The organism is Luteimicrobium xylanilyticum (assembly GCF_009429125.1).
Classification (GTDB): Bacteria; Actinomycetota; Actinomycetes; order Actinomycetales; family Cellulomonadaceae; genus Luteimicrobium; species Luteimicrobium xylanilyticum.
Map to the genome: position 1 here is coordinate 2,185,379 of NZ_CP045529.1, position 12,322 is coordinate 2,197,700.

Consider the following 12,322-nt stretch of genomic DNA (forward strand, 5'->3'; position numbering starts at 1 on the left):
ATCCTCACTTCGCACCGTTGTCACGATATCCGCACACAGCGACCCGCACGAGCCCGAAGGAGCCGACATGACCGACCGTCCCGCCGAGTGGGCCTACGTCACGAGGCCCGCCGATCTCGGCGGCTTCCTGCGCCGCCGCCGCACGCAGCGGGGGCTCACCCAGGCCGAGCTCGCCGACGACCTCGGCATCACGCGCCGCTACCTCGTCGAGATCGAGCAGGGCAAGCCGAGCCTCTACACCGACCGGCTCTTCGCGCTGCTGCGCGAGCTCGACGTCGTGCTCAAGGTCGAGGCGCCGTGAGCCCCGCCGCGCCGGCCACCGAGCTCGACGTCTGGCTGTACGGCACGCACGCGGCCACCGCCCGTCCCGCCGCACGGGGCTCGGGCATCGAGATCGCGTGGACGGACGAGGCGCTCGACCGCTGGGGCGTCGGTTCGCGCGTGCTGTCGCAGCTCCTCCCCCTCGGCACCACGGCAGGCTCGCACCCTGCGCGCGTGCGGGTCTGGCTCGAGGGCCTGCTGCCCGAGGGCCGCGCCCGCGACTCCATGGCACGCGAGCACCGCATCGACCCCGACGACACCCTCGCGTTCCTGTCCGTGTACGGGCGCGACACCGCGGGCGCCGTCGTCCTCGTCCCCGCCGGCTCGCCCGATCCGGCGACGACGGCGCGCACCGAGCCGATCGACGAGGTCGGGATCGCGGCGATGCTGCGCCAGGCCGCGACCCACGGCTCCACGACGGACCGGCTCGACTCGCTGACCTCCCTCGCCGGGATGGAGCCGAAGATCGCGCTCGCGCGCACCGGGGACGGGTGGGCGCGCGTGCGCGACGGCGCCGCGTCCACGCACATCCTCAAGCTCTCCCGTCCGCCCGGGACGGCGACGTCGGACCTCGTGGACACCGAGGCGGCCGCGCTCGACCTCGCGCGCCGGGTCGGGCTGACGACGGTCGAGGCGCACGTGGCCACGTTCGAGGACCAGCGCGCGCTCGTCGTGTCGCGGTTCGACCGTGCCCCCGACCCCTCGGGCCGGCCTGTCGGCCGCGTGCACCAGGAGGACCTCGCGCAGGCCCTCGGGATCGCGACGACCGACCCCGAGCGCAAGTTCCAGCACGGACGGGCCACGCCGTCGTACGCCGACGCCGCACGCGTCCTGACGGACGGCGGCGCGACCCCCGACGCGCTCCTGCGACTCGTCGTGTTCACCGTCGTCGTCGGGAACACGGACGCGCACGCGAAGAACCACGCGTTCGTGCGCGCGCCCGACGGCGCCCGCGTGAGCCTCGCCCCCGCCTACGACGTCTCGATGCACCTGCACTCCCCCGCGTCGTCGGGCCGGCTCGCGCTCGACGTCGACGGGCGCGACGTCGCCCGCGCGATCGGTGCGGCGCAGCTCGTCGGCGAGGGCCGTGCCTGGGGCCTCGCATCGCGGCGGGCGACCCGCGTCGTCGTCGACACGCTCGAGCGGACCGTCGCCGCCCTGGAGGCCGTGGACCGCGAGCGCCACCCCGGCGTGTCGGTGGCGGCGTGGGCGGTGGTGGACGAGCGGGCGCGGGCCCTCGCCGCGGAGGCGGTCAGGGTCGGCGGGTGAGGGTGGCGACGGCCTCGAGGTGGTGGGTCATGGGGAACAGGTCGAGCGCGCGGAGCGCGGTGAGGTCGTACCCGTGGCCGGCGAAGAGGGCGACGTCCCGTGCGAGGGCCGCCGGGTCGCAGGCGACGTAGACGACGGTCTGCGGGGCGAGGTGGGCGACCTGCTCGACGACGACGCGGCCGGCGCCCACGCGGGGCGGGTCGAGGACGACGGCGTCGGCGTGGGTGAGTCCGCCGCTGGCGCCGGCTGCCGCGCGCAGGGCGGCGAGGACGTGGTCGACGGGGCCGGCGTGCAGCTCGACGTGGGGGCGGTCGTGCAGGGAGCGGCGGGCGTCCTTGACGGCGCGGGGCGAGCCTTCGACCGAGACGACGCGCCCGGTGGGTCCCGTCGCGTCGGACAGGGGCAGGGTGAACAGGCCGGCGCCGGCGTAGAGGTCGAGGACGGTCGCCCCGTCGAGGCTCCCGGCCGGGGCGAGCGCGTCGAGGACGGCGCCGACGAGGAGGGCGGGGGCCTCGCGGTGGACCTGCCAGAACCCGTCGGCGGCGACGCGGTGGGTCCAGGTGGTGCCGTGGGTGGTGACGGTCTCGGTGACGGTGCGGCGGGCGTTGGGGCGGAGGTCGGCTCGGCCGCCCTGCCAGGTCCGGCCGTCGGCCAGGAGCAGGGGCGACGGCGCGGCGGCGCCGGCGTCCGTGTCGTGGCGGGCGGCCGGGGCGACCAGCTCGAGGCGGGTGCCCGGCTCCCAGCGGCGCGTGAACACGCCCTCGGCGTCCGCGAGCGCCAGCACGGCCTCGGTGGCGAGGGGCATGGGCCCGCCGGGGGCGGCGGGGTCGAGGGCGAGGACGTCGTGGGTGCGGTAGCGGTGCATCCCGGCGCGTCCGTCGGGACCGGCGACGAGCTCGATGCGGGTGCGCCAGTGCAGGCCGCCGCGGGCGTCGTCGCCGGGTGCTGCCTCGACGTGGACGCCGCCGCCGGGCAGGTCGGCGGGCTCGAGGTGGGCGAGGCGCTGGAGCTGCTCGGCCAGGACGGCGGCCTTCCAGCGGTGCTGGCCGTCGAGCGAGACGTGGGCGAGCTCTCCCCCGCCCACGCCGCCCGGTCCGGCGGCGGGCCACGCGTCGGGGACGCGGTCCGGTGAGGGCTGCAGGACCTGGACGGCGTCGGCGCGCCAGAACCGGGCGGTCGCGGGGTCGTCGCCGGTGTCGGTGAGGCGGGCGAGGACCTTCTCGCCGGGCAGGGTGTGGCGGACGAAGACGACGCGGCCGTCGGTGCGGGCGACGCAGTGTCCGCCGTGGGCGACGGGGCCGACGGTGAGCTCGAGGAGCTCGTCGGTCGTGGGGGGCATGGTGGGGCCTCTCACCGGCGGTGGAGCCAGGTCGCGGCGTCGCGGGTGTCCTCGAGGCCGGTCTGGCCCTCGCTGGACTCGAGCTGCCAGGGCACGGACGCGACGACGACGCCGGGGGTGAACAGGAGGCGCCCCTTGAGGCGCAGCGCGGACTGGTTGTGCAGGAGCTGCTCCCACCAGTGCCCGACGACGTACTCGGGGATGTAGACGACGACGAGGTCGCGGGGGGACTCGCGGCGCACGGACCGCACGTACTGGAGCACGGGCCGGGTGATCTCGCGGAACGGGGAGTCGAGGACGCGCAGCGGGAGGGGGAGGTCGAGCGCGTCCCACTCGGCGGTCAGGGCCGTGACCTCCTCGGGGTGGACACCGACGGTGACGGCCTCGAGCACGGAGGGCCGGGACGCCCGGGCGTAGGAGATGGCGCGCATCGCGGGCTTGTGGAGCTTGGAGATCAGGACGATGGCGTGGACGCGGCTGGGCAGGGCCCGCGCCGCGGCCGCGTCGTCGAGGGTCAGCTCGCGGGCCACCGACTCGTAGTGGCGGCGGATGCCCCGCATGAGGGCGTACAGGCCCGCCATGGCGAGGATGGCGATCCACGCGCCGTGCGTGAACTTGGTCGCCAGGACGATGAGCAGGACGACGCCGGTGAGCCCGAAGCCGAACCCGTTGACCATGCGGGAGCGGACCATCCGCTTGCGGACGGCGGGGTCGGTCTCGGTGCGCAGGTTGCGCGTCCAGTGCCGGACCATGCCCAGCTGGGAGAGCGTGAAGGAGACGAACACGCCGACGATGTAGAGCTGGATGAGCCGGGTGACGGTGGCGTCGAACGCGACGATCAGGGCGATCGCGCCGAGCGCGAGGACGATGATGCCGTTGGAGAACGCGAGCCGGTCGCCGCGGGTGTCCATCTGCCGGGGCAGGTAGCCGTCCTTCGCGAGGATCGACCCGAGGACGGGGAACCCGTTGAACGCGGTGTTCGCGGCGAGGACGAGGATCACGCCCGTGGCCGCGGACACGACGTAGAACGCGGGCGAGAAGCCGGAGAACACCGACTGGGCGAGCTGCCCGATCACCGGGTGCTGCACGTAGTCCGCGGACACCGCGTGCCCGTGGTCACGGAGCTGGCTCGCGGGGTCCTCGACGTACTTGGCTCCGATGTCGCGCGCGAGCACCAGGATCGCCATGATCATGACCGCGGAGATCGCGCCCAGCAGGGCGAGGGTGGTCGCAGCGTTCTTCGACTTGGGCTTGCGGAACGCCGGCACACCGTTGCTGATGGCCTCCACGCCCGTCAGGGCCGCGCACCCGGACGCGAACGCGCGCGCCACGAGGAACGCCCCACCGAGCCCCACGAGGCCGCTGGACAGGTTGTCGGACGCGACGATGTCGAACCCCGCCGACTCGGCGGCGGGGAGCCCCGTCGTGACGAACCGCGCGAACCCGACGACCGCGGTGACACCGATCGCGGCCATGAAGAAGTACACGGGGATCGCGAAGAACCGGCCCGACTCCTTGACCCCGCGCAGGTTCGCGACCGCGAGGAGCACCACGACCCCGATCGCGAACGGGACCTCGTGCCCGCGCAGCGCCGGGATCGCCGACGCCGCGTACTGGGTGCCCGACGAGATCGACACCGCGACCGTGAGGACGTAGTCGACCATGAGCGCCGACGCGACCGACAGGCCCGCACCGGGACCGAGGTTCGTGGTCGCGACCTCGTAGTCGCCGCCCCCGGACGGGTAGGCGTGCACGTTCTGCCGGTACGACGCGACGACCGTCACGAGCACCACGACGACGGCGACACCCACCCACGGGGAGATCGTCGTCGCGGTGAAGCCCGCGAGCGCCAGGGTCAGGAGGATCTCGTCGGGCGCGTACGCCACGGACGAGAGCGCGTCGGACGCGAACACGGGCAGCGCGAGGCGCTTGGGCAGCAGCGTGTGGCCCAGGCGGTCGCTGCGGACGGGACGCCCCAGCAGGAGCCGTTTGGCGGCGTCGGCGAGATCGGACACGAGGCACCATGCTACGCGGGCCCGCGCTCCCGGGCGGGAGAAGCCGAGACGGCCGGGCGGGCGGTCCGTGCGCTGGTAGCGTCGGCGTCGTGCACTTCGTGATCATGGGCTGCGGGCGCGTCGGCGCCACGCTCGCCCAGTCGCTCGAGGCGAGCGGCCACTCGGTCGCCGTCGTCGACCAGAACCCCGAGTCGTTCCGACGCCTGCCCGCCGAGTTCGACGGGAAGAAGGTCACGGGAGTCGGGTTCGACCGCGACACCCTGGTCCAGGCCGGCATCGAGGACGCGTACGGGTTCGCGGCCGTGTCCGACGGCGACAACTCGAACATCCTCGCGGCGCGCGTGGTGCGCGAGACGTACGGCGTGGAGAACGTCGTGGCCCGCATCTACGACCCGCACCGGGCGGAGATCTACCAGCGCCTCGGCATCCCGACGGTCGCGACGGTCCGGTGGACGAGCGACCAGGTGCTGCGCCGCATGCTGCCCCTGGGGGCGACCGACGAGTACCGGGACCCGTCCGGGCAGGTGCGGCTGTGCCAGCTCGACTACCACCCGGGGTGGATCGGCACGACGATGGCCGCGATCCAGCACGCCACCTCCACCCGCGTGGCGTACCTGTCCCGGTACGGGGACGGGGTGCTGCCCGGCGAGGAGTCGGTGCTGCAGGAGAACGACGTGCTGCACCTGCTGGTGCGCAGCGACGACGTGGACCGGGTCGAGCGCGTGCTCACCCGGGCCCCGAAGACCGAGGAGCGTGAGGGCTGATGCGGGTCGTGATCGCCGGAGCGGGCTCGGTCGGGCGCTCGATCGCCCGCGAGCTGCTGGGCCACGGGCACGAGGTGACGCTCGTCGACCGGCAGCCGTCCGCGATGCGGGTCTCCCAGGTCCCGGACGCGGACTGGCTCCTCGCGGACGCGTGCGAGCTGCCGACCCTCACCCAGGCGCGCGTGGACGAGTGCGACGTCATCGTCGCGGCCACGGGCGACGACAAGGCCAACCTCGTGGTGTCCCTGCTCGCGAAGACCGAGTACGGGGTCCCGCGCACGGTGGCGCGCGTGAACAACCCGCGCAACGAGTGGATGTTCGACGAGTCGTGGGGCGTGGACGTCGCCGTGTCGACCCCGCGCATCATGACGGCCATGGTCGAGGAGGCCGTCGCCGTCGGCGACCTCGTGCGGATCTTCACGTTCCACCAGTCCGGCGCGGACATCCTCGAGCTCACCCTGCCCGAGGACTCCCCGCTCGCCGGGCGCCGGGTCGGGTCCGTCCCCTGGCCCGACGACGTCGTCCTCGCCGCGATCGTGCGCGGCCCCCGGCCCCTCGCACCCAGCCCCGACGACACCCTCGAGACGGGCGACGAGCTGCTGTTCGTGGCAGGCGCGGAGGTCGACGAGGACGCGCTGCAGCGTCTCCTCGCCCCGGACGGGGAGCTCGCCGACGGCGGGGAGCTCAGGCCGGTGCGGCTACCTGCCGCGCCCGGTGCGGGATCAGGATCCACGTCACCCACAGCGTGAGGCCCCACAGGGGCAGCCCCATCACGAGGCGGGCCGTGCCCAGCCAGCCGACGGAGTGGTCCAGGTACAGGGGGACCTGGACCGCCAGGCGCAGCCCGAACATCGCGACCCAGACCCACGTCGCCCACGCGTAGCGGCGCACCAGCTCACGGTCGGCGCGCCACGCCGTCGGGAAGGTGGGGCGCAGCGGCTCCTGGGCCTCCTGCGCGGCCTCGACCTCGGCGGACGTCGGACGTGCGGGCGCCTTGCCACCCGCGAGCGTCGCCCCGCCCATGCCGGAGCGCAGCAGCTCCACGACCACACCCACCGCGGGCCAACGCACGAGGATCGTGACCAGGCACCCCACGAGGTACGCGGCGTTGGTCAGCAGACCCACCGCGTAGTAGTTCTCCGCCCGGTGCGACGTCGCCGCCCACAGGACACCGATCCCCACCCCGACGAGCCCGCCGAGCGCGTGCACCGGTGGGGTCCGTGCGACCAGCCGCGCCACCACCAGGAGCACCGCGACCGCGACCGACGCCCACAGGGTCGCCGTGAGGTCGCTCGTGAGCACGTACACGACCACGAACACCAGGCCCGGGAGCATCGACTCCACCAGGCCCCGCACCCCGCCCACCGAGTCCAGGACGGAGAAGTCGTCGGACGCGAGAGCACGCACCCCGCGAGCGTCCGCGCCGTCGTCCGTGGCCTCGACCTCGCCCGCGGCCACGCCGTCGGCGTCACTCACCATGACGCGCGCGCAGCTCGTAGCGCGGGTTGAACACGGTCGGCCGTCCGCCGGGCGTGCTCACGAGGCCCTCGGCCCGCAGCCGCGCCCCCGGCTCGATCCCGGCGATCCGGCGCCGGCCCAGCCAGACCAGGTCGAGCGAGCCCGTGCCGTCGAACAGCTCCGCCGCGAACGCCGGCACGCCCTCGCGGGGCCGCAGCGTCACCGACCGGACCACGCCCGAGACCTGGACGCGGCGACGGTCCGGCAGCGACCCGATCGCCGAGCAGCCGGACTGGCGGCGCGCCTCGTCGCGCTCCTCGTCCGCCGCGATCTCGTCCCGCGACGCCAGGGCGTCCTTGAGCGCGGTGCGCATGCCCATCAGCGGATCTCCGTGATCTCGGGTCCGCGCTCGAGCGGGTTGAAGCCCCCGGCCGGCGGCTGCGCGTGACCCCCGGCGCCGTCCTCCGACGCGTCGTTCGCGTCGGGCTGGGCGGGCGGGGTCAGTTCGAGGACGTCGCGCGGCGGGCGGGCCTGGTCGCCGCGCACCACCACGGTGTTCGCGAACACGAACTCCAGCGTCGTCGCCGCCTCCGGCTCGACCGCGGCGCGGCCGGTGATCACACCCCGCAGGAACCAGCGCGGCCCGTCGACGCCGAGGAAGCGCGCCGGGCGGAAGCCCGTGCGCCCGTCCGCGCCCGCGACGGGGAGGCGGGCCAGCAGCTCGCGCCCGAACGGGCCGGGGACGTCGTCCGCGGCGCCACCCTGCTGCTGCACCGACGACGCGATCTCCTCACGGATCTCGTCCCAGATCCCCTGGGTGCGAGGCGCGGCGAACGCCTGCACCTGCAGCACCGAGCCCTCGACCGTGCACGCCACCCCGGTGAACTTCTGGGTGCGGCGGTCCTGCTCGAGGCGCAGCCGCATCCCCGGCACGCCGGGCACCAGCAGGCCGCCCAGGTCGAGACGACCCGACGTGTCCTCGATCTCCGCGACGTCGAACGGGCCGGACGTGCGCGGCTGCCCGCCGTCGCCGTCCTGAGCGAGACCCTCGTCCTCGCGCGCCAGGGCGCTCTCGCGGTCCTCCCGGCGCTCGTCGGCCGTGGCCCGTCGGAAAAGCCCCACGTTGATCTCCTCGTCAGTACCGTCGGGCGCGCGCGAGGATCGCCCGCGTCCCGCCTTCCACAGTAGCCCCGCCGCCTGAGGGCGGCGGGCTCGGGTGGCCCGTTCGGGCACCCCGCTCAGGGCGCCGCGGTCTGCCCGCCGCCGAAGCCCCCCGAGGACCCGAAGCCGCCGTCGCCGCGGTGCGACCCGGGCAGACGCTCGGCCTCCACGAACCGGACCCGCTCGACCTTCTGGACCACGAGCTGGGCGATCCGGTCGCCCCGGCGCAGCACGACCGGCTCGGAGCGGTCCGTGTTGAGCAGCGTGACCTTGATCTCGCCGCGGTACCCCGCGTCGACGGTGCCGGGCGCGTTGACGACCGTCAGGCCGTGCCGGGTCGCGAGGCCCGAGCGCGGGTGCACGAACGCCGCGTACCCGTCCGGGAGCGCGATCGCGATCCCCGTGGGCACCAGCGTCCGCTCCCCCGGACCGAGCTCGACGTCCACCGTGGTCACGAGGTCGGCGCCCGCGTCCCCCGGGTGCGCGTAGGAGGGCAGGGGGACGCCGTCGTCGAGACGCTGCAGCAGGACGTCGGTCACCTCGGAGCTGGACACGAGGCGTGAGCCTAGTTGCTCGCGGGCGGCCCGGTCCACGCGCGGCCCGGGCACGGCGACGCGCCGGGGCTCCCCGGCGCGGATGGCATCCTGGTGCCATGCCCGAACCCTCACCCCAGGCCGCCGTCTCCGCCACGTTCCGCGAGCGGCTCCACCCCGGGCCCGCGTGGGTCGTCGGCGCGGTGTGCGTCGGGTTCGTCCTCGGGATCACGCTCTGGCTGATCTCCGTCACCGCGTCCCTGATCGTGGGCGCCGTCGCCGCCGTCGTCCTGGCCGTGCTCCTGTGGACGTCCTCGCCGGTGGTCGCCGTCGGACCCGGCCCCGACGGCGCGCCCTGGCTGTGGGCCGGTCGCGCCCGCATCCCGGTCGCGCTGCTCGCCGACCCCCGCGCCCTCGACGCCGCCGGCCTGCGCACCGAGCTCGGCCCCGGGTCCGACGCGCGGACCTACGCGTGCCTGCGCCCCTGGCTGCGGGCCGCGGTCGCCGTCCGCGTCGTCGACCCCGAGGACCCCACCCCCGGCTGGCTCGTCGGCACCCGCCGGCCCGCCGACCTCGAGGCCGCCCTGCGCGCGGCGGGCGCCGCCGCTGCGGTCCCCGCCGACCGGACCCCGGCGGACGAGGCCGTGGAACGGGGAACGGCCGCCACCCCCGAGGGGTGACGGCCGTTGTCCGGTCGCTCGCGAGGCCCGCGGGCCCGGCGGGAGGTCAGGCGGCGCACTCCGTGCAGACGGGCTGGCCGTCCTTCGTGGTGTACGCGAGCTGGGAGCGGTGGTGCACGAGGAAGCAGCGCGAGCACGTGAACTCGTTCGCCTGCTGGGGCAGGACCCGGACGGACAGCTCCTCGCCGGACAGGTCGGCGCCCGGAAGCTCGAAGCCCTCCGCGGCCTCGGTCTCGTCCTCGTCCACAACCCCCGAGCTCTTGTCGGACCGGCGCGCCTTCAGCTCCTCGAGGGAGTCCTCGGACATGTCGTCGTCGGTCTTGCGCGGGGCGTCGTAGTCAGTTGCCATCGGTGGGGTCACACTCCGGTCGTTCGTCGGACGTTGCGTGCCTGACGGTCGGGGGTCACCGACCCGTTCGGCACTGCGCGTTCAATGCACGCGCGACCGGTTTCATTCCCGGTTCGCGAAGGGTGATTCAACACCATGCGGTGACGCCTCGCAGCCCGGAACAGCGTGCAGGGCTCCTACTGTGGCGGACTTCACCCGCAGAACCGTATCGTCGCAGGTCAGAACGGTGACGGCGGCGGTGGCGCCGCGCGTCACCGGGACCGGCGACCGCCGTTCCACGGACCCGGCCACGCGGCCTGCGCGGCGTCGGGCAGCACCCAGCCCCGCCACAGCGACAGCAGCCGGAAAGCGATCACCCCGAGCGCGACGAGGGTCGCCGACCACGCCGCGAGCCAGCCCTCGTGCCACAGCAGCACCGTCGCCCCGGCCCCCAGGAGGGCGGGCACGGCGTAGAGCTGGCGGTCCTGCAGGACGAGCGGGACCTCCCCCGTGAGGACGTCGCGCAGCACGCCGCCCCCGATGCCGGTGAGGGTCCCGACGATCACGGAAGCGAGCATCCCGGCGTCGTACTGCAGGCCCTTGGTGGTCCCGACGATGACGAACAGCCCCAGCGCGCCCGCGTCGAGGACGACCACGCCGCGGCGCATCCGGGCGATGCCGGGATGGAAGAACCAGATCGCGACGCCCGACAGGAGCGCCGTGGCCACGAGCACGGGGTCGGTGATCCCGACCGGCGGGGTCGCGCCGATCAGGACGTCGCGGAGCATGCCGCCCCCGAGCCCCGTCGTCCCCGCGAGGACGAGGACGCCGAAGACGTCGAGGTGCTTGCGCACCGCGGACAGCCCGCCGGACAGGGCCGCGAAGAAGACGCCCGCGACCTCCAGGGCCGGCTCGGCGTGCAGGACGACGGTCACGTCCCGATCATCCCAGCGCACGGCTCCCAGGGGCGAGCGGGGCGAGGAGGTGGGCAGCGCCGACTCGCGGCACACCGGGGCGCCTGCGCCGGGTCCCGGGCTCCAGGTGGCACGCTCGGGGGGACGGAAGCCGGGTCTGGGCGCGCGAGCCTAGTACGGTCGTGGCTGACGGGAGGCGTGATGAACGAGCTGAACCTGGTGGGACTGCACGAGGACGGGGAGAGTCTCGTCCTCGCCGGCCCTATGGGCGAGCGGTACACCGTGCGCATCGACGACACGTTGCGGGCTGCGGTGCGCCGGGACCGGCCCCAGCTCGAGCAGCTGCGCGCCTCGTCGCCGGGCACCCTGCCGGTACGCGAGATCCAGGCCCGGATCCGTGCGGGCGCGAGCGCCGAGGAGGTGGCCGCGGAGGCCGGGGTGCCGGTCGAGCACGTGCGCCGGTACGAGGGCCCCGTGCTCGCCGAGCGCGAGCACGTGGTCGACCGGGTGCGCGCCACGAGGATCGGCGACACGGACGCCCCGACGCTCTCCGACCTCGTCGCCGACCGGCTGGCGTCCCGGGACGTCGACGCGGACTCGGTGGCGTGGGACGCCGCGCGCGACGCGTCGGGAACATGGCGGGCCACGGCCCGGTTCGCCGCGGGCGGGCGGGACCGGACGGCGACGTGGGCGTACGACGCGTCCTCGCGCGAGGTCCGGGCCCTGGACGACGAGGCCCGGTGGCTGTCCGAGGACGAGGTCGGCGGCCCGGTCGGCGTGGGCGACGACGACGTCCGGTCGGCCGTGCGACCCGTGCTGTCCGCGGTGGACGGCCTGCTGGAGCGCGGGCGGGACCCGCGCCACCCCCGGGACGCCGCGACGACGGACGCGCTGCTCGACGACCTGGGGCGCAGGCGGGGCACACGCGCCCCGGACACCGTCGAGGACGACTTCGAGGGCTTCGGGCCCCTGCGCGACGAGCCGCACCCCGCCGGCTCGCGGGCGGACCGACCGGGCCACCCTGACGACGCGCACGACGGCCCGTCCGGCCACGCGGAGCCCGCGGACGACTCGGGCGGCGAGCCCGACGCCGCCGCAGGCCGCGACGACCACGGCGACCGCCGAGGCCGTCGCGGGAAGCGCCAGCGGCACGGCCACGACCGCGTGTCCGTCGCCGACCGGATGAGCGTCGCGGACGTCGTCGCGCTCCCCTTCCCCGCCCAGGACGCGCACCTCGACGACGACGTCGACGGGGTCGACCTCGACCCGGCGCCGGCCGACGAGCCCCGCCCGGACCACCCCGGTGACCGCGCCCCGGACGGCGAGGACCGGGACGCGGGCGCCGCACGCGCGGGTTGCGGCTCCGAGGACGGACCCGACCTGGCGCCGGCGGGCGCCGGCCGCGGCACGGAGCGCAAGCCGTCGTCGCGCAAGCAGCGCGCCAAGATGCCGTCGTGGGACGAGATCATGTTCGGCTCCCGCACCGACGCCTGACCTCCCCCCCCGTCGCGGAGCAGGCCTCCTCGCGGCCTGCTTCGCG

The 12,322-nt window shown here is 75.2% G+C and carries 14 protein-coding genes; 6 read left to right on the forward strand and 8 right to left on the reverse strand.

Annotation, left to right across the window (positions count from 1 at the left end):
• Window positions 1–67 precede the first annotated feature (67 nt).
• Both KDY119_RS09750 and KDY119_RS09755 read left to right on the forward strand, forming a co-directional pair.
• Window positions 68–301 (forward strand): helix-turn-helix domain-containing protein, encoded by a 234-nt coding sequence (locus KDY119_RS09750; protein WP_051136525.1) that lies wholly within the window; start codon window positions 68–70, stop codon window positions 299–301.
• The gene (locus KDY119_RS09755) at window positions 298–1,590 is read left to right on the forward strand and encodes a HipA domain-containing protein (RefSeq protein ID WP_153022254.1); all 1,293 of its coding nucleotides are present in this window, start codon (window positions 298–300) and stop codon (window positions 1,588–1,590) included. The genes KDY119_RS09750 and KDY119_RS09755 overlap by 4 nt, the downstream gene beginning before the upstream one ends.
• On the opposite strand, the gene KDY119_RS09760 is transcribed toward KDY119_RS09755, so the two are convergent.
• Window positions 1,574–2,929 (reverse strand): class I SAM-dependent RNA methyltransferase, encoded by a 1,356-nt coding sequence (locus tag KDY119_RS09760; protein WP_036950854.1) that lies wholly within the window; start codon window positions 2,927–2,929, stop codon window positions 1,574–1,576. The genes KDY119_RS09755 and KDY119_RS09760 overlap by 17 nt on opposite strands.
• Window positions 2,930–2,940: 11 nt before the next feature.
• A complete protein-coding gene (locus KDY119_RS09765; RefSeq protein ID WP_036949999.1) occupies window positions 2,941–4,944 on the reverse strand; it encodes an APC family permease in 2,004 nt (667 codons plus the stop codon).
• A gap of 104 nt (window positions 4,945–5,048) precedes the next feature.
• Between KDY119_RS09765 and KDY119_RS09770 the strand changes: the two genes are divergently transcribed.
• Both KDY119_RS09770 and KDY119_RS09775 read left to right on the forward strand, forming a co-directional pair.
• Window positions 5,049–5,708, forward strand: coding sequence for a potassium channel family protein (locus KDY119_RS09770; protein ID WP_036950851.1), 660 nt, complete (start codon window positions 5,049–5,051; stop codon window positions 5,706–5,708).
• Entirely contained in the window at window positions 5,708–6,457 is a 750-nt protein-coding gene (locus KDY119_RS09775; protein WP_083890818.1) for a potassium channel family protein, read from the forward strand. The genes KDY119_RS09770 and KDY119_RS09775 overlap by 1 nt, the downstream gene beginning before the upstream one ends.
• On the opposite strand, the gene KDY119_RS09780 is transcribed toward KDY119_RS09775, so the two are convergent.
• From KDY119_RS09780 to dut, 4 genes are all read right to left on the reverse strand, one after another.
• Window positions 6,393–7,187 (reverse strand): DUF3159 domain-containing protein, encoded by a 795-nt coding sequence (locus KDY119_RS09780; RefSeq protein ID WP_227994283.1) that lies wholly within the window; start codon window positions 7,185–7,187, stop codon window positions 6,393–6,395. The genes KDY119_RS09775 and KDY119_RS09780 overlap by 65 nt on opposite strands.
• Window positions 7,177–7,545 (reverse strand): OB-fold nucleic acid binding domain-containing protein, encoded by a 369-nt coding sequence (locus tag KDY119_RS09785; RefSeq protein WP_036949997.1) that lies wholly within the window; start codon window positions 7,543–7,545, stop codon window positions 7,177–7,179. Before KDY119_RS09785 ends, KDY119_RS09780 begins: the two co-directional genes overlap by 11 nt.
• Window positions 7,545–8,288: a DUF3710 domain-containing protein gene (locus KDY119_RS09790; protein ID WP_036949996.1), complete on the reverse strand. Its 744-nt coding sequence runs from the start codon at window positions 8,286–8,288 to the stop codon at window positions 7,545–7,547. Before KDY119_RS09790 ends, KDY119_RS09785 begins: the two co-directional genes overlap by 1 nt.
• Window positions 8,289–8,404: 116 nt before the next feature.
• The gene (gene dut, locus KDY119_RS09795) at window positions 8,405–8,881 is read right to left on the reverse strand and encodes a dUTP diphosphatase (protein ID WP_036949995.1); all 477 of its coding nucleotides are present in this window, start codon (window positions 8,879–8,881) and stop codon (window positions 8,405–8,407) included.
• 98 nt (window positions 8,882–8,979) lie between these two features.
• Here dut and KDY119_RS09800 point away from each other — a divergent pair, with 98 nt between their 5' ends.
• Window positions 8,980–9,540, forward strand: a complete 561-nt coding sequence (locus tag KDY119_RS09800) for a DUF3093 domain-containing protein (protein ID WP_153022255.1) — start codon at window positions 8,980–8,982, stop codon at window positions 9,538–9,540.
• Between the two features lie 46 nt (window positions 9,541–9,586).
• Here KDY119_RS09800 and KDY119_RS09805 read toward each other — a convergent pair whose 3' ends face one another.
• Both KDY119_RS09805 and KDY119_RS09810 read right to left on the reverse strand, forming a co-directional pair.
• On the reverse strand, window positions 9,587–9,889 hold the full coding sequence (locus KDY119_RS09805) for a DUF4193 domain-containing protein (protein WP_036949994.1): 303 nt from the start codon (window positions 9,887–9,889) through the stop codon (window positions 9,587–9,589).
• Window positions 9,890–10,140: 251 nt separating this feature from the next.
• Window positions 10,141–10,803 carry a trimeric intracellular cation channel family protein gene (locus KDY119_RS09810; RefSeq protein ID WP_153022256.1) on the reverse strand — a complete coding sequence of 221 codons (663 nt, stop codon included), beginning with the start codon at window positions 10,801–10,803 and terminating at the stop codon, window positions 10,141–10,143.
• 180 nt (window positions 10,804–10,983) lie between these two features.
• Here KDY119_RS09810 and sepH point away from each other — a divergent pair, with 180 nt between their 5' ends.
• On the forward strand, window positions 10,984–12,276 hold the full coding sequence (gene sepH, locus KDY119_RS09815; RefSeq protein WP_153022257.1) for a septation protein SepH: 1,293 nt from the start codon (window positions 10,984–10,986) through the stop codon (window positions 12,274–12,276).
• Window positions 12,277–12,322: the final 46 nt, after the last annotated feature.